Below are 25,786 nucleotides of genomic sequence, written 5' to 3' on the forward strand. Positions count from 1 at the left end.
GCCTGTTACAAACCGACTACGCTTTTCCTGTGCCGATCATTTGGGGCTTGCGTGCGAAATGTAGTAAAACTACACGGATGCACGCCCGGGCTTTCCGGGAAGGGGAGAGGGTAGGACAATCGGACATGCTTGAGCATCCGCTGCAGCGTTTCTTTCATTCCATGCGGGCCAAGCGACCGTTCGACTGGGTACGCTTCCAACGTCGCGATCTGCTGTTGATCGACCATCCGCTGTGCCAGGCCGTATTCAGTCGGCAAGGGGCGCAGCTCCTGCATTTCCAGCCGCAGGGCGAACGCCCGTTGCTGTGGTGCGCCAGCGAATGGCCGGCCCTCAGCAGCGCGCCGGTGCGCGGCGGCATCCCGGTCTGCTGGCCGTGGTTCGGCAGCCATCCGAACGGCAGCGAATGGCCGCAGCAGGGCTGGGCGCGGCAACGCGAATGGCGCCTGCTGGATGCCTACGCCGACGAAAGCAAGGTGGTGGTGAGCTGGCAACTGGACCTGGAGGACTGGCACGTGCGCCTCGATGCGCGCCTTGGCCAGCGCCTGGAGCTGGAGCTGTGCAGCTACCATGAGGAAGACGACGATTGCCTGTTCAGCTTCGCCCTGCAGCCCTACTGGCGGGTCGGCGCGCTGAGCCGGGTGGTGGTGCACGGCATGGAGCTGGAGTCGGCTCGCGGCCAGCGCGGCGCTTCGCGGATTCCGGGAACCTGGATACCGCGCGGCGCGGTCAAGCAGGTGCTCTACCATCCCGGATCGCTGGTGCTGGAGGACGGCGGCTGGAACCGCCGCTTGCGGATCGACAAGAACGTCAGCGCCGGCAGCGTGATCTGGCACCCCGGCAGCCGCCCGGTGGAGCAGGTCGAGCCGGGCGAAGCGGAACGCTTCCTCTGTATCGGCGCCGCTGGCTACCGCCCGGGCGGGCTGATCCTGGCGCCCGGCGAACGCATGCGCCTGAGTCTCGCCGCCGGCCTGCAATAGGCGGGCGGTCAGTTGTCCTCGTCGAGGGGATAGCGGGTTGGCACCAGGCTTTCCTTGATCCGCCGCAGGTGCGGCTGGAAGTCCACGCCGCGGCGCAGGGTCACTCCGGTGGCCAGTACGTCGAGCACGGTGAGCTGGACGATCCGCGAAGTCATCGGCATGTAGATGTCGGTGTCTTCCGGCAACGGGATGTCCAGGCACAGGGTGCTGGCCCTGGCCAGCGGCGAGCCGGCGGCGGTCAGGCCGAGCACCGAGGCGCCGTTCTCCCGCGCCAGGTGCGCCACCTCCACCAGCTCGCGGGTGCGTCCGGTATAGGAAATCACCACGAACAGGTCGCCGGTATGCGCCACCGAGGCGATCATCCGTTGCATCAGCACGTCGGCCTGGGCGCTCACCGCCAGGTTGAAGCGGAAGAACTTGTGCTGCGCGTCGAGCGCTACCGAGGCCGAGGCGCCAAGACCGAAGAAGTGGATCTGCCGGGCCTGGATCAACAGGTCCACGGCGCGGTCGATGACGCGTGGGTCGAGCAGCTTGTGGGCGCTGTCGAGGGAGGCGATGGTGTTGCTGAAGATCTTCCGCGTATAGGCTTCCGGCCCGTCGTCCTCGGCTACCGCCTGGGTCACGAAGGCAGCGCCGCTGGCCAGGCTCTGGGCCAGCTGGATCTTCAGTTCCGGATAGCCGCTCATGCCGAAGGAGCGACAGAAGCGGTTCACCGTCGGTTCGCTGACCGCTGCCGCCTGGGCCAGGGCGGCGATGCTGAAGCGGGTGGCCTGCTGCGGGTTCTGCAGGATGACCTCGGCGACTTTGCGCTCCGCCTTGTTCAGTTCGTCCAGGCGGCTCTGGATCTGCTCCAGCAGGTTTTTCATCCGGGTTCCTCGTGTTCTGTCGGCCCGGCGGGGAAGGGCCGGCGGCGGCGCCTATCCTAACGTCAGGCCGGCATGCGACCAACAGCGTGGCGGGCTGGGAAAAATATGTTGTTTAATTACTACATATTTGTCTTAATTGCGCAGTGGATGGCTCAATATCACTCAATATTTGGTTGGTAACAACAAATGCCTGATGTCCGCGTTCTGCCTTGCACGTTAGCGCTGTTCGGTGCGCTGGGCGATCTCGCCTTGCGCAAGCTGTTCCCGGCGCTCTACCAACTCGATCGTGAGAACCTGCTGCACCGCGATACCCGCGTCCTGGCCCTGGCCCGTGACGAAGGCGCTCCCGCCGAACACCTGGCGACGCTGGAGCAGCGCCTGCGCCTGGCAGTGCCGGCGAAGGAGTGGGACGACGTGGTCTGGCAGCGTTTCCGCGAACGCCTCGACTACCTGAGCATGGACTTCCTCGACCCGCAGGCCTATGTCGGCTTGCGCGAGGCGGTGGATGACGAACTGCCGCTGGTCGCCTACTTCGCCACGCCGGCCTCGGTGTTCGGCGGCATCTGCGAGAACCTCGCCGCCGCCGGTCTCGCCGAGCGCACCCGGGTGGTGCTGGAGAAGCCTATCGGTCATGACCTGGAGTCGTCCCGCGAGGTCAACGAGGCAGTCGCCCGGTTCTTCCCGGAAAGCCGCATCTACCGGATCGACCATTACCTGGGCAAGGAGACAGTGCAGAACCTGATCGCCCTGCGCTTCGCCAACAGCCTCTTCGAGACCCAGTGGAACCAGAACCACATCTCCCACGTGGAGATCACCGTGGCCGAGAAGGTCGGCATCGAAGGCCGCTGGGGCTACTTCGACCAGGCCGGGCAACTGCGCGACATGGTGCAGAACCACCTGCTGCAACTGCTTTGCCTGATCGCCATGGATCCGCCCAGCGACCTTTCGGCGGACAGCATTCGCGACGAGAAGGTCAAGGTCCTCCGCGCCCTCGAGCCGATTCCCGCAGAACAACTGGCTTCGCGCGTGGTGCGTGGGCAGTACACCGCCGGTTTCAGCGACGGCAAGGCAGTGCCGGGCTACCTGGAGGAGGAACATGCGAATCGCGACAGCGACGCGGAAACCTTCGTCGCCCTGCGCGTGGACATCCGCAACTGGCGCTGGTCGGGCGTGCCGTTCTACCTGCGCACCGGCAAGCGCATGCCGCAGAAGCTGTCGCAGATCGTCATCCACTTCAAGGAGCCGCCGCACTACATCTTCGCTCCCGAGCAGCGTTCGCTGATCAGCAACCGGCTGATCATCCGCCTGCAGCCGGACGAAGGTATCTCCCTGCAAGTGATGACCAAGGACCAGGGCCTGGGCAAGGGCATGCAATTGCGTACCGGCCCGCTGCAACTGAGTTTTTCCGAGACCTACCACGCGGCGCGGATTCCCGATGCCTACGAGCGTCTGCTGCTGGAGGTCACCCAGGGCAACCAGTACCTGTTCGTGCGCAAGGACGAGGTGGAGTTCGCCTGGAAGTGGTGCGACCAGCTGATCGCTGGCTGGGAACGCCTGAGCGAAGCGCCCAAGCCGTATCCGGCGGGGAGTTGGGGGCCGGTGGCCTCGGTGGCCCTGGTGGCCCGCGATGGGAGGAGTTGGTATGGCGATTTCTGAGTTGAAGCTGCCGGCCGGCGTCGGCCTGCAGGTCTGGGGCAGCGCCGCCGAGCAGGCCCGCGGCCTGGCCGCCGAGGTTGCCGGCCGGTTGCGCTCGGCGCTGGCCGAGCAGGGCCAGGCGCTGCTGGTGGTGTCCGGTGGGCGCAGTCCGGTGGCCTTCCTCGAAGCCTTGAGCGAGGAGCCGCTGGACTGGTCGCGGATCACCCTCAGCCTGGCCGACGAGCGCTGGGTGCCGGAGTCCCATGCCGATAGCAACGCCGGCCTGGTTCGCCGCCACCTGCTCCGTGGCGAGGCGGCGAAGGCGCGCTTCATCGGCCTCTACCAGCCGGCGGCGAGCCTGGAGGAAGCGGCCGAGCTGGCCGACCACCACCTGCACGAGCTGCCGTTGCCGATCGACGTGCTGGTCCTCGGCATGGGCGACGACGGCCATACCGCCTCGCTGTTCCCGAACAGCCCTGGCCTGGACCTGGCGATGGATCCCCAGGGCACGCGCCGTTGCCTGCCGATGTGGGCGCCGAGCGTGCCGCACCAGCGCCTGACCCTACCGCGCGCCGTGCTGGCGGCGGCGAAGGTGCAGCTGCTGGCGATCCAGGGCCAGTCCAAGCTGGCCACCCTGAACGCCGCGCTGGCGGTCGAGGACGAACGGCGGATGCCGGTTCGCGCCTTCCTCCGCGCGCCGCTGACGATCCATTGGTACCCCTGAGTGGCGGAGCTGTAGCCATGCACAACCTTGAACAGAAGACCGCCCGCATCGACACGCTGTGCCGGGAGGCGCGCATCCTCCCGGTGATCACCATCGACCGCGAGGCGGACATCCTGCCGATGGCCGATGCCCTCGCCGCCGGCGGCCTGACCGCCCTGGAGATCACCCTGCGCACGGCACACGGGCTGACCGCCATCCGTCGCCTCAGCGAGGAGCGCCCGCACCTGCGCATCGGCGCCGGCACCGTGCTCGACCCGCGGACCTTCGCCGCTGCGGAAAAGGCCGGGGCGAGCTTCGTGGTCACCCCGGGTTGCACCGACGAGTTGCTGCGCTTCGCCCTGGACAGCGAAGTCCCGCTGTTGCCCGGCGTGGCCAGCGCTTCCGAGATCATGCTCGCCTACCGCCATGGCTACCGCCGCTTCAAGCTGTTTCCCGCCGAAGTCAGCGGCGGCCCGGCGGCGCTGAAGGCGTTCTCGGGACCATTCCCCGATATCCGCTTCTGCCCCACCGGAGGCGTCAGCCTGAACAATCTCGCCGACTACCTGGCGGTACCCAACGTGATGTGCGTCGGCGGCACCTGGATGCTGCCCAAGGCCGTGGTCGACCGCGGCGACTGGGCCCAGGTCGAGCGCCTCAGCCGCGAAGCCCTGGAGCGCTTCGCCGAGCACCGCAGACACTGAGACTGCCCGCCTGGGCATGCCCGGCTTCGGCCGGGTTTTTTTATGCCGTCCGGATTATCCGGGGCATGGAACGGCTAACGTCATCGGCGTTATTCGCCGATGCGCCGGCGTTCCCGCAGATAGTCGCCGAGCCGGCTCTGCAGGTAGGGTACGGCCATGGCATGCGCGAGGTAGGCGTCCACCTCCATCAATCGCCAGTATTGTCCTTCGTCGCCGAAGCGGATGGCCTCGAACTCGCGGTCCTCCAGGCGCGCCACCAGGAAGTAGGCGAAGGGCGCGCTGCCGCTGGTGCTCGGATACTGTCGCTGCCATTCGATACGAGGTTCTTCCAGGCGGATGGAGAACTCTTCCTCGAGTTCGCGCAGGGCGCATTCGGCAGGCGTCTCCAGGCCCTCACGGCCGCCGCCGGGAAAGTCCCAGTAGCCGGGGAAGGGAATGCCGGGTTTTTCGTCGCGTTTGTAGACGACCAGGTGGTCGCCATAGAACAGCGCCAGCTTGGCGCCGCTGAAGGGAGGGACATCGTGCACCGGGGCCTCCGGGTGGCGGGGTGGGTGAACCCGGCCTAGTCTAGCGGGATTGTCCGGGTTTCCGCCCGGGGACGGTGCTTTGTCCTGACGAAGCGCGTATGATGCGCGCCCTTCGATTCGTTGCCAGCCACACCGGGAGGTGCCCAGATGAACGATACCCCAGAGAATCCCCACGTACCGGTCGGGGAAAAATTGCAGAAAGTCCTCGCCCGTCTCGGCGTCGGTTCCCGGCGCGACGTAGAAGTGTGGATCGCCGAAGGCCGGGTCAACGTCAATGGCAGCGTGGCCAGCCTCGGCCAGCGGGTCGACAGCCACGATGCGATCACCGTCGATGGCCACCTGATCCGCCGCGAAGAGGCCGCCGAGAGTGTCCGTCGCGTGCTGATCTACAACAAGCCGGAAGGCGAGGTCTGCACCCGCGACGATCCGGAAGGCCGCCCGACCATCTTCGACCGCCTGCCGCGCCTGCGCACCGGTCGCTGGATCAATGTCGGTCGCCTGGACATCAATACCACCGGCCTGCTGCTGTTCACCACCGATGGCGAACTGGCCAACCGCCTGATGCATCCTTCCTATGAGATGGACCGTGAATACGCGGTACGGGTGCGCGGCGAGGTCACCGAAGAGATGATCGAGCGCCTGCTCAACGGCGTGATGCTCGAGGACGGCCCGGCCAAGTTCAGCGATATCCAGCAGGCGCCGGGCGGCGAAGGCTTCAACCACTGGTACCACTGCGTAGTGATGGAGGGCCGCAACCGCGAGGTGCGCCGGTTGTGGGAATCCCAGGGGTTGGTGGTCAGCCGCCTCAAGCGGGTGCGTTTCGGCCCGGTGTTCCTGACCTCCGAGCTGACCATGGGCCGCTACCGCGAAATGGACCAGCGCGAGATCGACATCCTCAGCGAGGAAGTCGGCCTCAAGCCAGTGGCCCTGCCGGGCATGACCACCAAGGCGCGCGAGAAGGCCGAACGCCAGCAGCGCAAGCAGGCCCGTCCGCTGGCGCGCAGCGAGCGTCCGGAAGCCGGGCGCAAGCGTGCGCCGCGGCGCGAGGACGGCGAAAATGCCGCTCGTCGCGCGCCGGCTTCGCGTCCCGCGCGCGGTCCGCAGCCGAGCGCCGAGCGCAAGGGGCGCGAGCAGGGCACTCCGGTTGCCGAGCGGCCCCGCGAGAGCAACCGCAAGCCGCGCCCGAGCAAGCCGCGCGACGAGCGTCCGGCCAGCGCGCCGGGCGACAAGCCGGCGGCCCGCAAGCCGCAGGTCAAGCGGCGGCCGAAACCGGCCGGCGACGGTATGCGTCCGGGCTTCCGCCGCTGAGCGGAAAGCGCCCTGGAAAGGCCCCTTCGGGGGCCTTTTTCATGCCTGGGAATCGGTGTCTAATGGTCGCCCGCACACAAGGAGGTGGTGAAATGCACAGGATCCTGGCTATCGCGCTCTGCATGCTATGGAGCGTCGCCGGGCTGGCCGCGGATGCGGCGATGCCGGCGCAGAGCTGCGCAAGCCTTGGCGAGGCGACGGCCGGCCCCGAGGACAACTTCCGTCCGCCGCTGGAGGGCGAGGTGATCGACAAGGGGCGCGCCTATTTCCACAGCGCGCCGCGTGCCGACTGTGTCACCGGGGTCTTCGTGATTCCCGGCGACTTCATCACTGTCTACAAGCCGAGCGGCGAGTGGCTGAACGTCATGTACGTGGCTCGAGACGGCAAGGAAACCAGCGGCTGGCTGCTGGAGAAGCGCGTCCGCTTGCGCCAGGCCTTTGGCGGCCCGGACGAGCCGGCGCAGCCATAAGAGGCAGGACCTTGGCGGAAACCGTGACTGCGCCGGTGAGAGCCGTTGCTACTGCCGTCGCCCGATGCGCCCGCTCCGCGCTTCGGGGTGTGCGAGTCGGCAAGCCTCAGGCGCAGCGCAGGCGGTTGCGGCCGTCGCGCTTGGCTTCGTAGAGCGCCTCGTCGACCCGTCGCAGCAGGTCGTCGCTGCCTTCGCCGGGCCGCAGGTCGGCGCAACCGAGGCTGATCGACAGCTTCAGCGGTTCGCCGGCGTGCCGGTAGTCCAGTTCCTCCACCGCCTGGCGCAGGCGTTCGCCGACCATGCAGGCAGCCTGCAGTGGCGTGCTGGACAGCAGGACGAGGAATTCCTCGCCGCCGAAGCGGAACACCATGTCGACATTGCGCAGGTGGTCCTTGATGGTTTCCGCCACGGCCTTGAGGGCTTCGTCGCCGACGGCGTGACCGTAGTGGTCGTTGACCCGCTTGAAGTGGTCGATATCGAGCATCAGCACCGAGAGCGGTTGCAGGTTGCGCCGGGCCAGTTCCAGTTCGCGGCCGAGCGCCTGGTCCATGGCGATGCGGTTGCCGGTGCCGGTCAGGGCGTCGCGCAGGGCGGTCTGGATCGCGGCGCGATAGAGCAGGGCGTTGCGCAGCGGGAACAGCAGGGTGCCGAGCAGGCTCTCCAGTTGCCGTTGTTCGTCTTCGCCGAGGCGCTGGCGGCGACGGAAGATCAGTTCGCCGAGGTAGTCGCTGTCATGGCTCAGGCGATAGCTCACCGAATGCTTGGCGCTGCTGCCGAACTCCAGGCGCAGGTCGGAGCCCGGATGGCGGTAGCCAAGGGCGTCCAGCGGGATCAGTTGGCGGACTTCCTCGAAGAACAGGCCGAGAATCCGCTCTGCCTCCAGGCTGCTCTGCAACTGTAGGGTCAGTTGCTGGCGCAACTCCGTCAGGTTGCTGGCGCGCGGCCCGCTGGCGTTGCCGCCGGGCTGGGGGCCGCGCTTCTGCTTGGCGGCGTCGAAATCGATGGTATTGGACTGCTTGGGAGGAGCCATGCGCGGAACCTCTGGCGCGAAAGACGGCGACAGTAGGGCTAAGGCGAGTTTCGTGCCAGCCAACTGAAGAACGGAGAAATCAGAGGCACAGACAGGTTTTCCTAGGAATGGTTTCCACATTCTGTAGGAATTTCGGAGAGATTTCGACGGAATAATGGCGTTTTGCTGGCGAGTGGCCGAGGCACTCGTCGGAAAGCTGGCGCTCCGCTAGCGGAGCGCCGCCATGGTTCAACTGAAGGCGTTGATGAACCAGGTGATCGCCGGGATGGCGACGAGATCGATCAGTACCGCGCCGCACAGGGGCACGATGATGAAGGCCTTGTGCGAGAACACCCGATAGTGCTCGCAGACCGCGCCCATGTTGGCCACCGCGTTGGGCGTGGCGCCCAGGCCGTGGCCGAGGAAGCCGGCGCAGAGCACCGCGGCGTCGTAGTTGCGGCCGAGCAGGCGGAACAGCACGAAGATCGTCAGCAGCAACAGCACCGCGACCTGGATGAACAGTACGCCGAGCAGCGGCAGGCCGAGGTTCTCCAGCTCCCAGAACTTCAGGCTCATCATCGCCATGGTCAGGAAGATGCCCAGGCAGACGTCGCCCAGGGTGCCGACGGCGTGGTCCGGAATGCGCAGCCAGCCGAGACGGTCGTCGAGGTTGCGCAGGACGATGGCGATGAACATCGCCCCGACATAACTGGGCAGCACCAGGCCCAGGCGTTCCTCGAGCGCGTCGCCGAGCCAGAAGCCGAGCACCATCACCAGCAGCACGCAGGTCAGCAGGCGCAGCAGGAGATTGCCGTCCAGCGTGGCCGCCGCATGCTGGCGTCGCTCCTGCTGGCCGAGGGCTTCCAGCCGATTGTCGCTTTCCGCCTGCACCGGCAGGCGGTTGCGTTCGATCAGCCAGCGCGCCACCGGGCTGCCGAGCAGCCCGCCAGCGACCATGCCGAAGGTGGCCGAGGCCAGCGCCACGGTGGTCGCGCCCTGGGCGCCGAGCCCTTCCGCAACCGGGCCGAAGGCCGCCGCCGCGCCGAAGCCGCCTTCCAGCGACACCGCGCCGGCCATGATCCCGAGCAACGGGTCGAGGCCGAGCAGTCCGGCGCTGCCGACGCCGATCAGGTTCTGCAGTATCGCCAGCGCCCAGCAGGCCGACAGGTAGACCAGCAGGGTCTTGCCGCCCTTGCGCAGCAGGCCGAGGCTGCCACCGAGGCCGACGGTGGTGAAGAACGCCACCATCAGGGGCGTCTGCAGGCTGGTGTCGAGGCCGATGTCGAGCCAGCCGCGATCCCTGAGCAGCCAGACCAGGAAGGCGAAGCCGAAGCCGGCGATCACCGGCGACGGTACGCACAGACGTGTCAGCCAGCGGCTGCGCTTCTTCAATTGGCTGCCGAGGGCGAGCAGGAGCAGGGCGAGGGCGGTGGTGGACAGGGCGTCCAGGTGCAATGTCGGCATGGCGTGGCTCTATTGTTGTTGTGTGGGCGAAAGGGCGATCAGTTGACCAGGCTGTCGACCAGGCGCGCGGCGATCCGGGCGGTGCGCTGGTCGCTATCGAGTTGCGGGTTGAGTTCGGCGATGTCGGCCAGGCGCAGCTTGCCGCTGGCCTTGGCGCGGCGGACCAGGTGCTCCACCACCGGCATCTCCACGCCGTGCGCCGAGGGCGCGCTGACGCCGGGCGCCTGGGCGGCCGGGAGCACGTCGAGGCAAACGGTCAGGTAGAGGTGGTCGACGGATTGCAGGAAGCTGTCGAGGAAGGCTTCGCTGCGTTCCAGGTTCCACGGCTGCAACTGGCGGTCCAGCAGGTAGCGCACACCCAGGCGCTGGGCCTGGTCGAACAGCGCCGCGGTGTTGCTCAGGCGGCTGATGCCCAGGCAGCAGTAGGCGAACGGCCAGTCGCTGGCCTGGCAGAGTTCGGCGATCTGGCGGAACGGCGTGCCGGAGCTGGCCCGTTCGGCGTGGCGCAGGTCGAAATGCGCGTCGAAATTGAGGATACCGATGCGCGGCAGGCGCTCATGCCGACTCAAGTGGCGGGCGAGGCCGGCGAAGCTGGCGTAGGCGATTTCGTGGCCGCCGCCCAGGCCGACCACCCGGTGGCCGCGCGCGAGCAGGTCGGCGACGCGTTGCGCGTAGCGTTCCTGGGCGGCTTCCAGATCGTCGCCGGCGACGATGTCGCCGGCATCGTAGATCGCTTGCTCGCCGTGCCAGGCCAGGTTGGCCAGCGCGCGACGCAAGGCTGGCGGTCCGTGGCGCGCGCCCTGGCGACCCTGGTTGCGGCGCACGCCTTCGTCGCTGGCGAAACCGAGCAGCACGCTGGCCGCTTCGGCGTCGTCTGCGTAGGGACGCATCCATTGGTGCCAGCGCCGCGCGTCGGCGCCTTCCTGGCTATCGATCCGGCCTTGCCAGAGGCTCATGTCGGGGGCGGGGTACATCGAAACTCCTGTTGGTCAGTCCAGCCGCGCGGAAAGTCGCGCGGCGGCGTCGAGGGTCCATTGCCGCAAGCGTTCGCTGCGCGACTGGGCGCGCAAGGCGGGGGCCATCAGGCTGAGGGCGCCGTGCAGGCGCTGGCGGCTGTCCAGCAGCGGTACGCTGATGCCCCAGACGCCTTCGTCGATCTCGCCCTGGCTGACGGCGTAGCCCTGTTCGCGGATCAGCCGGAGTTCCTGCTCCAGCTTGTCGATACGCTCGGCGGAGAGTTCCTGGGCGAGGTACAGCTCCTCGCGCCGTTCGTCCTCCAGGTGCGCCAGCAGGGCTTTGGCCGAGGCGCCATGCAACAGCGGCTGCGCCAGCCCTTTCTGGTAGCAGCAGCGCAGTGGCTGCGGACTGTCGAACAGTTCCAGGCAGATCGCCTGCTGGTTGCTGGCCACCATCAGCGCCACGCTCTCCTGGCTCAGGTCGGCCAGGCGCTTGAGTTCCGGTTTGGCGAGACCGATCAGCGAGGCCTCGCGATCGAATTTCTTCGCCAGTTGCAGGCAGGCCGGGCCGGGCAGGTAGCGGCCCTGGCCGGCCTGTTCTTCGGCCAGGCCCCAGCGCAACAGGGTCTTCAGGTGCCGGTAGGTGCTGCTCAGCGGCTGCTCCAGGGTCAGCGACAGCTCCTTGGCAGACAGGGCTTCGGGCGCCTGGCCGAGGGCAATGAGGATCTGCAGCAGGCGATCGGTGGGGGAATGCTTCGACATGGGAACTCCTTGACCCACAGGGTGAAGGCGATTTCCCGGAAAATGAAACCACTTTCCCACTCAGTGGGAAAAATATGCAAAAAGAATGGGAAGTTCCGGACGGGAAGAGGGAAGGACAGGGCAGCCTCGCCGGGCGGCGAGGCTGCCGGGGAATCACTGGGCGTCGAAGGCCTGGCCGTTGACGCCGGCGCTGTCCGGCCCCATGAGGTACAGGTAGACCGGCATGATCTCCTCGCCGGTGGGGTTGTTCAGCGGGTTTTCCCCAGGGTAGGCGAGGGCGCGCATGCTGGTGCGGGTGGCGCCGGGGTTGACGCTGTTGGCGCGGATCGCGCTGGTACCGTCGAGTTCGTCGGCAAGGGTCTGCATCAGGCCCTCGGTGGCGAACTTCGATACCGAATAGGCGCCCCAGTAGGCGCGGCCCTTCCGGCCCACGCTGCTCGAGGTGAAGATGATCGAGGCGTCGCTGGAGAGCTTCATCAGCGGCAGCATGGCGGTGGTCAGCATGAACATGGCATTGACGTTCACCTGCATCACGCGCATGAAGTTCTCCCCGGAAATCTGCTGCATCGGCGAGCGCGGACCGAGGATCGAAGCGTTGTGCAGCAGGCCGTCGATGCGGCCGAACTCGTTCTCCAGGGTTGCCGCCAGTTCCTCGAACTGGTGCGGCTGGGCGGTCTCCAGGTTGAACGGGATCACGGCGGCCTGCGGATGGCCGGCGGCCTCGATGGCGTCGTAGACCTCGTTCAGGTACTCCTCGGTCTTGCCCAGCAGCAGCACGGTGGCGCCGTGGGCGGCGAAGGTCTTGGCGGCGGCGGCGCCGATGCCGCGGCCGGCGCCGGTGACCAGGATCACGCGGTCTTTCAGCAGGTCGGGGCGGGCGGAGTACTGGAACATGTCGAATCCTTTGAATGCATGACCCGCCTGGCGGCGGGTCGTTGTCTGTCGGCGGCGCTGCGGATCAGCAGTCGCAGAGCGCGCGGTCGAGAACGTCGATGAGTTCGCGCGGGTGGTCGACGATCACGTCGGCGCCCCAGTGCGCGGGGTTGTCTTCGGGGTGGATGTAGCCGTAGCGCACCGCCGCGGTCTTGGTTCCGGCGTCGCGGCCGGATTCGATGTCGCGCAGGTCGTCGCCGATGAACAGCACCCTCGACGGATCGATGCCGAGCTGGCTACAGGCCAGTAGCAGCGGCTCGGGATCGGGCTTGCTGCGGGTCACGTGGTCCGGGCAGACCAGCACCCTGGAACGCTCGGCGTAGCCCAGGCGCTGCATGATCGGTTCGGCGAAGCGCACCGGCTTGTTGGTCACCACGCCCCAGATCAACCCGGCTTTCTCGATCGCCGCGAGCAGTTCGGGGATGCCGTCGTAGGGCCGGCTGAGAACCGCGCAATGCTCCTGGTAGCGGTCGAGGAACTCCTGGCGCAGGGGTTCCAGTTCCGGGCTGTCCAGCGACAGGCCGAAGGCCGCGGCAACCATCGCGCGCGCGCCGCCGGAGACCACGTCGCGCACCTGTTGCTCGTCCACCGGCGGCAGGCCGTGGGCGGCACGCATGGCCTGGGTGATGGCGATGAAGTCCGGCGCCGTGTCGAGCAGGGTGCCATCCATGTCGAACAGTACCGCTTTGAGCCGCATGCGCTTCACGCCTCCCGCTGGGTCTGGACCATGTAGTTGACGTCGACGTCGTTGGCCAGCTTGTAGTGCTTGGTCAGCGGGTTGTAGGTCAGGCCGATGATGTCCTTGACCTCGAGACCGGCCTCGCGCGACCAGGCGCCGAGTTCCGACGGACGGATGAACTTGCGGAAATCGTGGGTCCCGCGCGGCAGCAACTGGAGGATGTATTCCGCGCCGATCACCGCGAACAGGTAGGCCTTGGGATTGCGGTTGATGGTCGAGAGGAAAACCTGTCCGCCCGGCTTGACCAGGCGGTGGCAGGCGCGGATCACCGAGGCCGGGTCCGGCACGTGTTCGAGCATCTCCAGGCAGGTGACCACGTCGAACTGCCCGGGCATTTCCTCGGCCATCTGCTCGGCGGTGATCTGCCGGTAGTCGACGGCGACGCCGGATTCCAGTTGGTGCAGGCGCGCCACCGCGAGCGGCGCTTCGCCCATGTCGATGCCGGTGACGTTGGCGCCGCGCTGGGCCATGGCTTCGCTGAGGATGCCGCCGCCGCAACCGATGTCGAGCACCTTCTTGCCGGCCAGGCCGGCGCGCTCGTCGATCCAGTTGACGCGCAGCGGGTTGATGTCGTGGAGCGGCTTGAACTCGCTCTCGCGGTCCCACCAGCGATGGGCCAGTGCCTCGAATTTGGCGATCTCGGCGTGGTCGACGTTGCTCATAATCGTTCCCGTTGAAGAGTGAAGCCTTTGGGGGAAGGGCCGCGGCGGCGGAATCCAATCCTTCATGTTGCCAGCTTTGGCGGAGGGATGGGGCCGGCGGCGGTTCGCCTTCCTATGTCAGTTTGTCGCAGCGGGCCGGCCCGCCGCGGTTCAGGACCTGTCGCTGGCGGCGATCTTCGCCCCCCATTCGCGGGCCCTGGCGATCAGGCGCTGTTCGTCGTGACGGAGCAGGCGGCCGTCGTCGAGGAGTTGCCTGCCGCCGACCCAGACGTGCCGCACGCAGTCGCGGCCGCTGGCATAGATAAGTTGCGAAACCGGGTCGTAGACCGGTTGCAGGGCCAGGCCGGACAGGTCGAAGGCCACCAGGTCGGCGGCCTTGCCGGCTTCCAGGGAGCCGATCAGGCGCTCCAGGCCAAGCGCGCGGGCGCCGTTCAGGGTGGCCATGCGCAGCGCGCGGTGGGCGTCGAGGGCGGTGGCCTGGCCGTACACGGCCTTGGCCAGCAGCGCCGCGGTGCGGGTCTCGCCGAGCAGGTCGAGATCGTTGTTGCTCGCCGCGCCGTCGGTGCCGATGGCCACGTTGACCCCGGCCTGCCAGAGCTTTTCCACCGGGCAGAAGCCGCTGGCCAGCTTGAGGTTGGATTCCGGGCAGTGGATCACCGAGCTGTTGGTTTCCACCAGCATCGCCAGGTCGTCGTCGTCTACCTGGGTCATGTGCACCGCCTGGAAGCGTGGGCCGAGCAGGCCGAGGCGGTGCAGGCGGGCCAGCGGGCGCTCGCCGTTGCGCTCCATGGCCTGCTCCACCTCGAAGGCGGTCTCGTGGACATGCATCTGGATGCTGGCGTCGAGTTCCTCGGTGAGCACCAGGATCTGCTCCAGCTTGTCGTCGCTCACCGTATAAGGTGCGTGCGGGCCGAAGGCGATGCGGATGCGCGGGTGGTGCTTGAGGTCGTCGAACAGCGCCATGCCCTGGCGGATCGCCTCGGCGCTGTCGCGGGCGCCGGGGATCGGGAAGTCCAGTACCGGGATCGCCACCTGGGCGCGGACCCCGCTGTCATGGACCACGCCGCAGATGGCCTGTGGATAGAAGTACATGTCGGAGAAACAGGTGATGCCGCCCTTTACCTGTTCGGCGATGGCCAGCTCCGTGCCGTCGCGGATGAAATCCTCGCTGACCCATTGGCCTTCGGCCGGCCAGATGTGGTCCTGCAGCCAGGTCATCAGCGGCAGGTCGTCGGCGAGACCGCGGAACAGACTCATCGCCGAATGGCCGTGGGCGTTGACCAGACCGGGGGCGAGCAGCATGCCCGGCAATTCGCGGATTTCCGTGGCGCCATGGCGCATGGCCTGCTCGCGCGGCGCGACCAGGGCTATCTGGCCGCCGCGGATGCCCAGCGCGTGGTCGCGCAGCACCACCCCGGCGGGCTCCACGGGGACGATCCAGGTCGGCAGCAGGAGGAGGTCGAAGGGGTTACGGACGTTGGGCATGGCGGCGCATCCTGGGCGCAGAGCGGGAAGCCGGAAGTATACCCGAGCGTCCGCGGCTGGGGCTCGTTATAATCCGCAGCTTTTCCGTGATTCAGCGAGAGGTGTGTGCATGCGAGAGCGACTGCTGGCGGCCGAGCGGGTCAAGGCGATCGAGTGGCGGGACGGTACGCTGCGGTTGCTGGATCAGCGCCTGCTGCCCCAGGAGGAGGTCTGGCTCGAACATGAGTCGGCGGCCGAGGTGGCCAAGGCCATTCGCGATATGGTCGTGCGCGGCGCGCCGGCCATCGGCATCAGCGCCGCCTACGGCATCGTCCTTGGCGCCCGCGCGCGCCTGGCGCAGGGCGGCGACTGGCGCGCCGCGCTGGAGGAGGACTTCCGCCTGCTGGCCGACTCGCGACCCACGGCGGTCAACCTGTTCTGGGCGCTGAACCGCATGCGCGACCGTCTGGAGCGAATGAAAGAGGGCGACCAGCCGCTGGCGGTGCTGGAAGCCGAGGCGATCTCCATCCATGAAAGCGACCGCGAGGCCAACCTGACCATGGCCCAGTTGGGCATGGAGCTGATCCGCAAGCAGCAGGGCAGCCCGCAGAACATCCTCACCCACTGCAATACCGGCGCCCTGGCGACCGGCGGGTTCGGCACCGCGCTGGGAGTGATCCGCGCCGCGCACCTGGAAGGCCTGGTCAATCGCATCTACGCCGACGAAACCCGGCCCTGGCTCCAGGGCTCGCGACTGACCGCCTGGGAGCTGGCCAACGAAGGCATCCCGGTCAGCCTGAACGTGGATTCGGCCGCCGCGCACCTGATGAAGACCGAAAACATCACCTGGGTCATCGTCGGCGCCGACCGCATCACCGCCAATGGCGATGTCGCCAACAAGATCGGCACCTACCAGCTGGCGGTCAACGCCATGCACCACGGCGTGCGCTTCATGGTGGTGGCGCCGAGTTCGACCATCGACATGAACCTGGAGAGCGGCGAGGACATCCCGATCGAAGAGCGCGACGGTCGCGAACTGCTGGAAATCGGCGGGCGACGGGTGGCGGCCGAGGTCGATGCCTACAATCCGGTATTCGACGTGACCCCGGCGGACCTTATCGATGCCATCGTGACCGAGCGTGGCGTCGTCGAGCGTCCCGACGCCGAGCGCATGGCCGCCCTGATGAGCCGCAAGCGCCTGCATTGAACGAGGCGACTGGAGGTCGTCCCCGCCAGGGCCTTTGCCTTGGGCTGGGGCGTGGGCTGTGGTAAGCTCCGACGGTTATTCGAGCGCCCCGCGGAGGGGCCTCGAGAGTGCGCGAATCCTTGACTCAAGTCGTTGATTTGTAGTGAGTTGGCGCTGCTCGGGCATGCGCCGACCTACTTCGTTTGCCTCAGGATCGAGGCGGCGAAGTTCCACCAGAAAAAGGAACCAGGCTTCTCATGGGCGAACTGGCCAAAGAAATTCTCCCGGTCAATATCGAAGACGAGCTGAAACAGTCCTATCTCGACTACGCGATGAGCGTGATCGTCGGGCGGGCCCTGCCGGATGCACGTGACGGCCTGAAGCCGGTGCACCGCCGTGTGCTTTATGCCATGAGCGAGCTGGGCAACGACTGGAACAAGCCCTACAAGAAATCCGCCCGTGTGGTCGGCGACGTGATCGGTAAGTACCACCCGCACGGCGACACCGCGGTCTACGACACCATCGTGCGCATGGCGCAGCCGTTCTCGCTGCGCTACATGCTGGTAGACGGCCAGGGCAACTTCGGTTCGGTGGACGGCGACAACGCCGCAGCCATGCGATACACCGAAGTGCGCATGGCCAAGCTGGCCCATGAACTGCTGGCGGACCTGGAAAAGGAAACCGTCGACTGGGTGCCCAACTACGATGGCACCGAGCAGATCCCGGCGGTCATGCCGACCAAGATTCCCAACCTGCTGGTCAACGGTTCCAGCGGTATCGCCGTGGGCATGGCGACCAACATCCCGCCGCACAACCTCGGCGAAGTGATCGACGGCTGCCTGGCGCTGATGGACAACCCCGACCTGACCGTCGATGAGCTGATGCAGTACATCCCCGGTCCGGACTTCCCCACCGCCGGCATCATCAACGGCCGCGCCGGGATCATCGAGGCCTACCGCACCGGTCGCGGGCGCATCTACATCCGTGCCCGCGCCGTCGTCGAGGAGATGGAGAAGGGCGGCGGTCGCGAGCAGATCATCATCACCGAGCTGCCGTACCAGTTGAACAAGGCGCGGTTGATCGAGAAGATCGCCGAGCTGGTGAAAGAGAAGAAGATCGAGGGTATTTCCGAGCTGCGCGACGAGTCCGACAAGGACGGCATGCGCGTGGTCATCGAGCTGCGTCGCGGCGAGGTGGGCGAGGTGGTCCTCAACAACCTCTACGCCCAGACCCAGCTGCAGAGCGTGTTCGGCATCAACGTGGTGGCCCTGGTCGACGGCCAGCCGCGCACGCTGAACCTGAAGGACATGCTCGAAGTGTTCGTCCGCCACCGCCGCGAAGTGGTGACCCGGCGTACCGTCTACGAGCTGCGCAAGGCCCGCGAGCGCGGGCACATCCTGGAAGGCCAGGCGGTCGCCCTGTCGAACATCGACCCGGTGATCGAGCTGATCAAGAGTTCGCCGACCCCGGCCGAGGCCAAGGAACGCCTGATCGCCACTGCCTGGGAGTCCAGCGCGGTGGAAGCGATGGTCGAGCGTGCCGGCGCCGACGCCTGTCGCCCGGAAGACCTGGATCCGCAGTACGGCCTGCGCGACGGCAAGTACTACCTGTCGCCGGAACAGGCCCAGGCGATCCTCGAGCTGCGCCTGCATCGCCTGACCGGCCTGGAGCACGAGAAGCTGCTCTCCGAATACCAGGAAATCCTCAACCTGATCGGCGAGTTGATCCGCATCCTGACCAACCCGGCGCGCCTGATGGAGGTGATCCGTGAGGAGCTGGAAGCGGTCAAGGCCGAATTCGGCGATGCTCGCCGCACCGAGATCGTGGCTTCCCAGGTCGACCTGACCATCGCCGACCTGATCACCGAGGAAGACCGTGTGGTGACCATCTCCCACGGCGGCTACGCCAAGTCCCAGCCGCTGGCCGCCTACCAGGCGCAGCGTCGCGGCGGCAAAGGCAAGTCCGCCACCGGGATGAAGGACGAGGACTACATCGAACACCTGCTGGTGGCCAACAGCCATGCGACCCTCCTGCTGTTCTCCAGCAAGGGCAAGGTCTACTGGCTGCGTACCTTCGAGATTCCGGAGGCCTCGCGTACCGCGCGTGGCCGGCCGCTGGTGAACCTGCTGCCGCTGGACGAGGGCGAGCGGATCACCGCGATGTTGCAGATCGACCTGGAGGCGCTGCAGCAGAACGGCGGCGCCGATGACGACCTCGACGAAGCCGAAGGCGCGGTGCTCGAGGGCGAGGTGGTCGAGGCCGCCGAGGTCGAGGAAGTCGAGGGCGAGACCGCCGAGCTGGTGGCCGAGCCGACCGGCGCCTACATCTTCATGGCCACCGCCTTCGGTACCGTGAAGAAGACCCCGCTGGTGCAGTTCAGCCGTCCGCGCAGCAGCGGCCTGATCGCGCTCAAGCTGGAAGAGGGCGACACCCTGATTGCCGCCGCGATCACCGATGGCGCCAAGGAAGTCATGCTGTTCTCCAGCGCCGGCAAGGTGATTCGCTTCGCCGAGAGCGTGGTGCGCATCATGGGCCGCAACGCCCGCGGCGTACGCGGCATGCGCCTGGGCAAGGGGCAGCAGCTGATCTCCATGCTGATTCCGGAGTCCGGGGCGCAGATCCTCACCGCCTCCGAGCGCGGCTTCGGCAAGCGTACCCCGCTGAGCAAGTTCCCGCGTCGCGGCCGTGGCGGCCAGGGGGTGATCGCCATGGTCACCAACGAGCGCAACGGCGCGCTGATCGCCGCGGTACAGGTCCAGGAAGGCGAGGAGATCATGCTGATTTCCGACCAGGGCACCCTGGTGCGGACGCGTGTCGACGAAGTCTCCCTGTCCGGCCGCAATACCCAGGGCGTAACCCTGATCAAGCTCGCCAGCGACGAGGTACTGGTCGGTCTGGAGCGTGTCCAGGAGCCGTCGGGCGGAGATGACGAGGACCTGCCCGAGGGCGAGGAAGCTGCCGAATCTCTGGGCGAGTCGGCCGAGTCCGAGCCCGCGGCGGAAGCGGAAGGCAACGAAGAGTAAGGCTCGGGGCGGGCGCCTGCGCCCGCCCGGCCGATGACCTCGGCGGATAACTCACGGCTATCCGCCCTACCTATAGCGAGAGTGGATGTGAGCAAGCGAGCCTTCAATTTCTGCGCCGGTCCCGCGGCGCTTCCCGACGCAGTTCTGCAACGTGCCCAGGCCGAGCTTCTCGACTGGCGGGGCAAGGGCCTTTCGGTCATGGAAATGAGCCACCGTAGTGATGACTACGTGGCCATCGCCAGCAAGGCCGAGCAGGACCTGCGCGACCTGCTCGACATTCCCTCGGACTACAAGGTGCTGTTCCTGCAGGGCGGCGCCAGCCAGCAGTTCGCCGAGATCCCGCTGAACCTGCTGCCCGAAGATGGCGTCGCCGACTATATCGATACCGGTATCTGGTCGAAGAAGGCCATCGAGGAGGCTCGTCGCTATGGCACCGTGAACGTCGCGGCCAGCGCCAAGGAGTACGACTACTTCGCCATTCCGGGTCAGAACGAGTGGACGCTGACCAAGGACGCGGCCTATGTGCACTACGCCTCCAACGAGACCATCGGCGGCCTCGAGTTCGACTGGATTCCCGAGACCGGCGACGTGCCGCTGGTCACCGACATGTCCTCCGACATCCTCTCGCGCCCGCTCGACGTGTCCCGCTTCGGCCTGATCTATGCCGGGGCGCAGAAGAACATCGGCCCGTCCGGCCTGGTGGTGGTGATCGTTCGCGAAGACCTGCTCGGCCGCGCCCGCAGCGTCTGTCCGACCATGCTCAACTACAAGATCGCCGCGGACAACGGTTCCATGTACAACACCCCGGCGACTTACTCCTGGTACCTGTCCGGCCTGGTCTTCGAATGGCTGAAGGAGCAGGGCGGGGTGACCGCGATGGAGCAGCGCAACCGCGCCAAGAAGGACCTGCTGTACAAGACCATCGATGCCAGCGACTTCTACACCAACCCGATCCAGCCGAGCGCCCGCTCCTGGATGAACGTGCCGTTCCGCCTGGCCGACGAGCGTCTCGACAAGCCGTTCCTGGAAGGCGCCGAGGCGCGCGGGCTGCTCAACCTGAAAGGCCACCGCTCGGTCGGCGGCATGCGCGCTTCCATCTACAACGCCCTTGGCCTGGACGCGGTCGAGGCGCTGGTCGCATACATGGCGGAGTTCGAGAAGGAGCACGGCTGATGGCGGACCAGGACCAGCTCAAGGCCTTGCGCCTGCGCATCGACAGCCTCGACGAGAAGTTGCTCGAGCTGATCAGCGAGCGTGCCCGTTGCGCCCAGGACGTGGCGCGAGTCAAGACCCAGACCCTGGGCGAGGGCGAGGCGCCGGTGTTCTACCGTCCCGAGCGCGAAGCCTGGGTGCTCAAGCACATCATGCAATTGAACAAGGGGCCGCTGGACAACGAAGAGGTCGCGCGGCTGTTCCGCGAGATCATGTCGTCCTGCCTGGCGCTCGAGCAGCCGCTGAAAGTGGCCTATCTCGGACCCGAGGGCACCTTTACCCAGGCCGCGGCACTCAAGCATTTCGGCAACGCGGTGATCAGCACGCCGATGGCGGCGATCGACGAGGTGTTCCGCGAGGTCGCCGCCGGCGCGGTGAACTTCGGCGTGGTGCCTGTGGAAAACTCCACCGAGGGGGCGGTCAACCATACCCTCGACAGCTTCCTCGAGCACGACATGGTGATCTGCGGCGAAGTCGAGTTGCGTATCCACCATCACCTGCTGGTCGGCGAAACCACCAAGACCGACAACATCACCCGGATCTATTCCCATGCCCAATCCCTCGCGCAATGTCGCAAGTGGCTGGACTCGCACTACCCGAGCGTCGAGCGGGTGGCGGTGTCGAGCAACGCCGACGCGGCCAAGCGGGTGAAGAGCGAGTGGAATTCGGCGGCGATCGCCGGCGACATGGCGGCCAGCCTGTACCACCTGAGCAAGCTGCACGAGAAGATCGAGGACCGCCCGGACAACTCCACGCGCTTCCTGATCATCGGCAACCAGGAGGTGCCGCCGACCGGCGACGACAAGACCTCGATCATCGTTTCCATGCGCAACAAGCCGGGGGCCCTGCACGAGCTGCTGGTACCGTTCCACAACAATGGTATCGACCTGACCCGCATCGAAACCCGCCCGTCGCGCAGCGGCAAATGGACCTACGTGTTCTTCATCGATTTCGTCGGCCACCATAAAGAACCGCTGATCAAGGACGTCCTGGAGAAGATCGGCCAGGAAGCCGTCGCCCTGAAGGTCCTGGGCTCCTATCCGAAAGCGGTGCTCTGAGCGCGCTGTCATTCCGAAGAGACGGGTCATCGATGAATGCCCCGTCCCGCGTCGAGGCTGAACTATCCATGTCCGATTTCCTTGCCCTGGCCCAGCCGGGGGTGCAAAAGCTGTCGCCCTACGTCCCTGGCAAGCCGGTGGACGAACTGGCCCGCGAGCTGGGCATCGACCCTGCGGCGATCGTCAAGCTCGCCAGCAACGAGAACCCTCTGGGTGCGAGCCCGAAGGCGCTGGAGGCTATCCGCGCCGAACTGGCGGAACTGACCCGTTATCCTGACGGCAACGGTTTCGAACTCAAGCGCAAGCTGGCCGAGCGTTGCGCGGTGGATGCGGCGCAGGTGACCCTGGGCAACGGCTCCAACGACATTCTCGACCTGGTCGCCCGTGCCTACCTCGCGCCTGGTCTGAACGCCGTGTTCAGCGAACATGCCTTCGCCGTCTACCCGATCGCCACCCAGGCCGTGGGCGCCGAGGGGCGGGCGGTCAAGGCGCGCGCCTGGGGGCATGACCTGGAAGCGATGCTCGCCGCCATCGATGGGCAAACTCGCGTGGTGTTCGTCGCCAACCCGAACAACCCGACCGGGACCTGGTTCGGTGCGGACGCCCTGGAGCGGTTCCTCGCCCAGGTGCCGGCAGAGGTGCTGGTGGTGCTGGACGAGGCCTATATCGAATACGCCGAGGGCGACGAGCTGCCCGATGGCCTGGACTACCTGGCGCGGCACCCCAACCTGCTGGTCTCGCGGACCTTCTCCAAGGCCTATGGCCTGGCTTCGCTGCGGGTCGGCTACGCGCTTTCGAGCAAGGCGGTGGCCGATGTGCTCAACCGCGTGCGCCAGCCGTTCAATGTCAATAGCCTGGCCCTGGCGGCTGCCTGCGCGGCGCTGGATGACCATGACTACCTGGCGCAGAGTCGCCGCCTAAACGATTCCGGCATGGCGCAGCTGAAGGATGGCTTCCATGCGTTGGGCCTGTCCTGGATTCCCTCGAAAGGCAACTTCATCGCCGTGGATCTGGCTCACGATGCCGGTCCGGTCTACCAGGCGCTGCTGCGCGAAGGCGTGATCGTGCGTCCGGTGGCTGGCTACGGGATGCCGACCTTCCTGCGCGTCTCCATCGGGCTGCCGGAAGAGAACGATCGTTTCCTCCAGGCGCTGGGCAAGGTGCTGGCGCATGACTGAGGTCACGCCGCTGCAACAGTCGACCCCTAAGCTGGGCCGCCTGGTGGTGGTGGGGCTGGGCCTGATCGGCGGCTCCTTCGCCAAGGGGTTGCGGAGCAAAGGGTTGTTCCGCGAAGTGGTCGGCGTGGATCGGGATGCCGAGTCTTGCCGCCTGGCGGTGGAGCTCGGCGTGGTCGACCGTTGCGAGGAGGATCTTGGCCGCGCCTGCGTCGGCGCCGACGTGATCCAGTTGGCGGTGCCGATCCTGGCGATGGAGCGGGTGCTGGCCGACCTGGCGAAGCTCGACCTGGGCAAGGCTGTATTGACCGACGTTGGCAGCGCCAAGGGCAATATCGTGCGTGCCGCGCGTGTCGCGTTCGGCGGGATGCCGCGGTACCTGGTACCGGGGCATCCGATCGCGGGTTCCGAGCAGAGCGGAGTGACCGCGGCGAAGGCGACCCTGTTCCGCCGGCACAAGGTGATTCTCACGCCCTCCGCGGAGACCGATGCCGACGCGCTGGCGCTGGTCGACAGCCTGTGGCGCGCGCTGGGCGCGGACGTCGAGCACATGGAGGTCGAGCATCACGACGAGGTTCTGGCGGCCACCAGCCACCTGCCTCACCTGCTGGCCTTCACCCTGGTCGACTCCCTGGCCAAGCGCAGCGAGAACCTGGAGATCTTCCGCTATGCCGCCGGCGGTTTCCGTGATTTCACGCGGATCGCCGGCAGCGACCCGGTGATGTGGCACGACATCTTTCTCGCCAATCGCGAGGCGGTGCTGCGTACACTGGATGTTTTTCGTGACGACCTCGACGCGCTGCGCGAGGCCGTCGACACTGGGGACGGGCACCAGTTGTTGGGCGTTTTCACGCGCGCCCGGGTAGCCCGTGAGCATTTCAGCAAAATCCTGGCCCGTCGGGCCTATGTGGACGCCATGCACAACAACGACCTGATTTATCTGGCCCAGCCGGGCGGCAGCCTGTCCGGAACCATCCGGGTACCGGGCGACAAGTCGATTTCCCATCGCTCGATCATGCTCGGCTCCCTGGCCGAAGGCACCACCGAAGTGGAGGGCTTCCTCGAGGGCGAGGACGCACTGGCAACCATCCAGGCGTTCCGCGACATGGGAGTGGTGATCGAGGGGCCGCAGAACGGCCGCGTCACCGTCCATGGCGTTGGCCTGCACGGCCTCAAGGCGCCGCCTGGGCCGATCTACCTGGGTAACTCCGGTACTTCCATGCGTCTGCTCAGCGGTCTGCTGGCGGCCCAGCCGTTCGACAGCACCCTGACCGGCGACGCTTCCCTTTCCAAGCGGCCGATGAATCGCGTAGCCAAGCCGCTGCGCGAGATGGGCGCGGTAATCGAGACGGGGCCGGAAGGCCGTCCGCCGATGACCATTCGCGGCGGCCAGCGCCTCACCGGTATGCATTACGACATGCCGATGGCCAGCGCCCAGGTGAAGTCCTGCCTGTTGCTCGCCGGGCTCTACGCCGCGGGTGAGACCTCGGTCACCGAGCCGGCGCCGACCCGCGACCACACCGAGCGCATGCTGCGCGGCTTCGGCTATCCGGTGGTGGTCGAGGGCAGCACCGCCAAGGTCGAATCCGGGCACAAGTTGAGCGCCACCCATATCGAGGTCCCGGCCGACATTTCCTCGGCAGCCTTCTTCCTGGTTGCCGCCAGTATCGCCGAGGGTTCGGAACTGGTCCTGCAGCACGTCGGCATCAACCCGACGCGCGTCGGCGTCATCGAGATCCTGCGCCTGATGGGTGGTGACCTGAGCCTGGAAAACCAGCGCGAGGTCGGCGGCGAGCCGGTCGCCGACATCCGCGTGCGCTCCGCGCGGCTCAAGGGCATCGACATTCCCGAGGACCTGGTGCCACTGGCCATTGACGAGTTCCCGGTACTCTTCGTGGCTGCCGCCTGCGCCGAGGGGCGCACGGTCCTGCGTGGCGCCGAAGAGCTGCGGGTCAAGGAGTCGGACCGTATCCAGGTCATGGCCGACGGCCTGAAGGCCCTGGGCGTGAAGGCCGAGCCGACCCCGGATGGCATCGTCATCGAGGGTGGTGCGTTCGGTGGCGGCGAAGTCTGGGCGCACGGCGACCACCGTATCGCCATGTCCTTCAGCGTCGCTTCGCTGCGTGCCAGCGGGCCGATCCGCATCCACGACTGCGCCAACGTCGCCACCTCCTTCCCCAACTTCCTCGCCCTGTGTGCCCAGACCGGTATCCGGGTCGCCGTGGAGAACAATTGATGAACGGCGCTGTACCGATGCTCGCCATCGATGGCCCCAGTGGCGCCGGCAAGGGCACGGTCGCCGGGCTGCTCGCCCGGCGCCTGGGCTGGAACCTGCTGGATTCCGGGGCGCTTTATCGGCTGTTGGCGTTCGCCGCGGTCAACCATGGTGTCGACCTGACCAATGAAGAGGCGCTGAAGGTCCTGGCTGCGCACCTCGATGTGCAGTTCGTCGCCGCCGATGGCAGCCATGGGCAGCGCATCATTCTCGAAGGCGAGGAAGTGACCGATGTGATCCGTACCGAGCAGGTCGGTGCCGGCGCTTCCCAGGTCGCGGCGCTGCCGGCCGTGCGCGATGCGCTGCTGCAGCGCCAGCGGGCGTTTCGCGAGGCTCCGGGACTGGTGGCCGACGGCCGCGACATGGGCACCGTGGTATTTCCCGATGCGCCTCTGAAGATCTTCCTCACCGCCTCGGCGGAGGAGCGTGCGCGTCGACGCTACCTGCAGTTGAAGGCGAAGGGCGCGGATGTCGACCAGTCTGCCTTGCTGGAAGAAATCCGCGAGCGCGACGAGCGCGACAGCCAGCGCGCGGTCGCGCCGCTGAAACCGGCCGATGACGCGATCCTGCTGGACTCCACCGAAATGAGCATCGAGGCGGTGGTCGAGACGATCATCCGGCACTGCGAGCGGCAGGGCTGGGACGTCTGAGGTTTCGGCGCGGGAATTGACGATACAGGGC

At 66.9% G+C, this 25,786-nt stretch carries 23 protein-coding genes; 13 read left to right on the plus strand and 10 right to left on the minus strand.

Features of this window, described 5'->3' with window-relative positions; translation table 11 throughout:
- Positions 1 to 125 precede the first annotated feature (125 nt).
- On the plus strand, positions 126 to 977 hold the full coding sequence (locus tag ACYAF3_RS20340) for a D-hexose-6-phosphate mutarotase (RefSeq protein WP_003112064.1): 852 nt from the start codon (positions 126 to 128) through the stop codon (positions 975 to 977).
- Positions 978 to 985: 8 nt separating this feature from the next.
- Here the strand turns inward: ACYAF3_RS20340 and ACYAF3_RS20345 are convergent, their stop codons facing one another.
- Entirely contained in the window at positions 986 to 1,843 is an 858-nt protein-coding gene (locus tag ACYAF3_RS20345) for a MurR/RpiR family transcriptional regulator (RefSeq protein ID WP_003091466.1), read from the minus strand.
- A gap of 186 nt (positions 1,844 to 2,029) precedes the next feature.
- Here ACYAF3_RS20345 and zwf point away from each other — a divergent pair, with 186 nt between their 5' ends.
- Genes zwf through ACYAF3_RS20360 form a run of 3 tightly spaced genes read left to right on the plus strand, consistent with a single transcriptional unit; the run spans position 2,030 to position 4,882 of the window.
- On the plus strand, positions 2,030 to 3,499 hold the full coding sequence (gene zwf / locus ACYAF3_RS20350; protein ID WP_003113442.1) for a glucose-6-phosphate dehydrogenase: 1,470 nt from the start codon (positions 2,030 to 2,032) through the stop codon (positions 3,497 to 3,499).
- Positions 3,486 to 4,202, plus strand: coding sequence for a 6-phosphogluconolactonase (pgl, locus tag ACYAF3_RS20355; RefSeq protein WP_003107678.1), 717 nt, complete (start codon positions 3,486 to 3,488; stop codon positions 4,200 to 4,202). Before zwf ends, pgl begins: the two co-directional genes overlap by 14 nt.
- Before the next feature lie 17 nt (positions 4,203 to 4,219).
- Complete coding sequence (locus ACYAF3_RS20360; protein ID WP_003113440.1) at positions 4,220 to 4,882, plus strand: bifunctional 4-hydroxy-2-oxoglutarate aldolase/2-dehydro-3-deoxy-phosphogluconate aldolase; 663 nt, start codon at positions 4,220 to 4,222, stop codon at positions 4,880 to 4,882.
- An 89-nt stretch (positions 4,883 to 4,971) separates the two neighbouring features.
- Here the strand turns inward: ACYAF3_RS20360 and ACYAF3_RS20365 are convergent, their stop codons facing one another.
- Positions 4,972 to 5,409, minus strand: coding sequence for an NUDIX hydrolase (locus tag ACYAF3_RS20365; protein WP_003107683.1), 438 nt, complete (start codon positions 5,407 to 5,409; stop codon positions 4,972 to 4,974).
- Positions 5,410 to 5,556: 147 nt separating this feature from the next.
- Here ACYAF3_RS20365 and rluB point away from each other — a divergent pair, with 147 nt between their 5' ends.
- Complete coding sequence (rluB, locus tag ACYAF3_RS20370; protein WP_003113439.1) at positions 5,557 to 6,717, plus strand: 23S rRNA pseudouridine(2605) synthase RluB; 1,161 nt, start codon at positions 5,557 to 5,559, stop codon at positions 6,715 to 6,717.
- Positions 6,718 to 6,809: 92 nt separating this feature from the next.
- Positions 6,810 to 7,187, plus strand: coding sequence for a hypothetical protein (locus tag ACYAF3_RS20375; RefSeq protein ID WP_003105927.1), 378 nt, complete (start codon positions 6,810 to 6,812; stop codon positions 7,185 to 7,187).
- Between the two features lie 106 nt (positions 7,188 to 7,293).
- On the opposite strand, the gene ACYAF3_RS20380 is transcribed toward ACYAF3_RS20375, so the two are convergent.
- From ACYAF3_RS20380 to ACYAF3_RS20415, 8 genes are all read right to left on the minus strand, one after another.
- The gene (locus ACYAF3_RS20380; RefSeq protein ID WP_003105929.1) at positions 7,294 to 8,217 is read right to left on the minus strand and encodes a GGDEF domain-containing protein; all 924 of its coding nucleotides are present in this window, start codon (positions 8,215 to 8,217) and stop codon (positions 7,294 to 7,296) included.
- 228 nt (positions 8,218 to 8,445) lie between these two features.
- Positions 8,446 to 9,660, minus strand: coding sequence for a sodium/glutamate symporter (gene gltS / locus ACYAF3_RS20385; protein ID WP_003105930.1), 1,215 nt, complete (start codon positions 9,658 to 9,660; stop codon positions 8,446 to 8,448).
- Between the two features lie 38 nt (positions 9,661 to 9,698).
- Positions 9,699 to 10,634 (minus strand): formimidoylglutamase, encoded by a 936-nt coding sequence (gene hutG, locus ACYAF3_RS20390; RefSeq protein WP_003091455.1) that lies wholly within the window; start codon positions 10,632 to 10,634, stop codon positions 9,699 to 9,701.
- Between the two features lie 15 nt (positions 10,635 to 10,649).
- Entirely contained in the window at positions 10,650 to 11,378 is a 729-nt protein-coding gene (locus ACYAF3_RS20395; protein WP_003091454.1) for an IclR family transcriptional regulator, read from the minus strand.
- A 153-nt stretch (positions 11,379 to 11,531) separates the two neighbouring features.
- Positions 11,532 to 12,272: a YciK family oxidoreductase gene (locus ACYAF3_RS20400; protein ID WP_003091453.1), complete on the minus strand. Its 741-nt coding sequence runs from the start codon at positions 12,270 to 12,272 to the stop codon at positions 11,532 to 11,534.
- Positions 12,273 to 12,336: 64 nt separating this feature from the next.
- Positions 12,337 to 13,017: an N-acetylmuramic acid 6-phosphate phosphatase MupP gene (mupP, locus tag ACYAF3_RS20405; protein WP_019371598.1), complete on the minus strand. Its 681-nt coding sequence runs from the start codon at positions 13,015 to 13,017 to the stop codon at positions 12,337 to 12,339.
- Positions 13,014 to 13,712, minus strand: coding sequence for a bifunctional 2-polyprenyl-6-hydroxyphenol methylase/3-demethylubiquinol 3-O-methyltransferase UbiG (gene ubiG, locus ACYAF3_RS20410; RefSeq protein WP_003091451.1), 699 nt, complete (start codon positions 13,710 to 13,712; stop codon positions 13,014 to 13,016). The genes mupP and ubiG overlap by 4 nt, the downstream gene beginning before the upstream one ends.
- Before the next feature lie 150 nt (positions 13,713 to 13,862).
- Positions 13,863 to 15,197 (minus strand): TRZ/ATZ family hydrolase, encoded by a 1,335-nt coding sequence (locus ACYAF3_RS20415; RefSeq protein ID WP_073654288.1) that lies wholly within the window; start codon positions 15,195 to 15,197, stop codon positions 13,863 to 13,865.
- Between the two features lie 109 nt (positions 15,198 to 15,306).
- On the opposite strand from ACYAF3_RS20415, the gene mtnA reads away from it, so the two are divergent.
- The 7 genes from mtnA (at position 15,307) to cmk (ending at position 25,755) form a co-directional block, all read left to right on the plus strand.
- Positions 15,307 to 16,383, plus strand: coding sequence for an S-methyl-5-thioribose-1-phosphate isomerase (gene mtnA, locus ACYAF3_RS20420; RefSeq protein ID WP_003091449.1), 1,077 nt, complete (start codon positions 15,307 to 15,309; stop codon positions 16,381 to 16,383).
- Positions 16,384 to 16,619: 236 nt separating this feature from the next.
- Positions 16,620 to 19,385, plus strand: a complete 2,766-nt coding sequence (gene gyrA, locus ACYAF3_RS20425) for a DNA gyrase subunit A (RefSeq protein WP_003116419.1) — start codon at positions 16,620 to 16,622, stop codon at positions 19,383 to 19,385.
- Between the two features lie 87 nt (positions 19,386 to 19,472).
- Positions 19,473 to 20,558: a 3-phosphoserine/phosphohydroxythreonine transaminase gene (gene serC / locus ACYAF3_RS20430; protein ID WP_003111764.1), complete on the plus strand. Its 1,086-nt coding sequence runs from the start codon at positions 19,473 to 19,475 to the stop codon at positions 20,556 to 20,558.
- Positions 20,558 to 21,655, plus strand: a complete 1,098-nt coding sequence (gene pheA / locus ACYAF3_RS20435; protein ID WP_012613863.1) for a prephenate dehydratase — start codon at positions 20,558 to 20,560, stop codon at positions 21,653 to 21,655. Before serC ends, pheA begins: the two co-directional genes overlap by 1 nt.
- 68 nt (positions 21,656 to 21,723) lie before the next feature.
- Positions 21,724 to 22,833, plus strand: a complete 1,110-nt coding sequence (gene hisC, locus ACYAF3_RS20440) for a histidinol-phosphate transaminase (protein WP_025271200.1) — start codon at positions 21,724 to 21,726, stop codon at positions 22,831 to 22,833.
- Complete coding sequence (locus tag ACYAF3_RS20445) at positions 22,826 to 25,066, plus strand: bifunctional prephenate dehydrogenase/3-phosphoshikimate 1-carboxyvinyltransferase (protein WP_003106705.1); 2,241 nt, start codon at positions 22,826 to 22,828, stop codon at positions 25,064 to 25,066. Before hisC ends, ACYAF3_RS20445 begins: the two co-directional genes overlap by 8 nt.
- Positions 25,066 to 25,755 (plus strand): (d)CMP kinase, encoded by a 690-nt coding sequence (cmk, locus tag ACYAF3_RS20450; RefSeq protein WP_003106707.1) that lies wholly within the window; start codon positions 25,066 to 25,068, stop codon positions 25,753 to 25,755. The genes ACYAF3_RS20445 and cmk overlap by 1 nt, the downstream gene beginning before the upstream one ends.
- Positions 25,756 to 25,786 lie beyond the last annotated feature (31 nt).

The organism is Pseudomonas sp. TZ252, assembly GCF_056110345.1.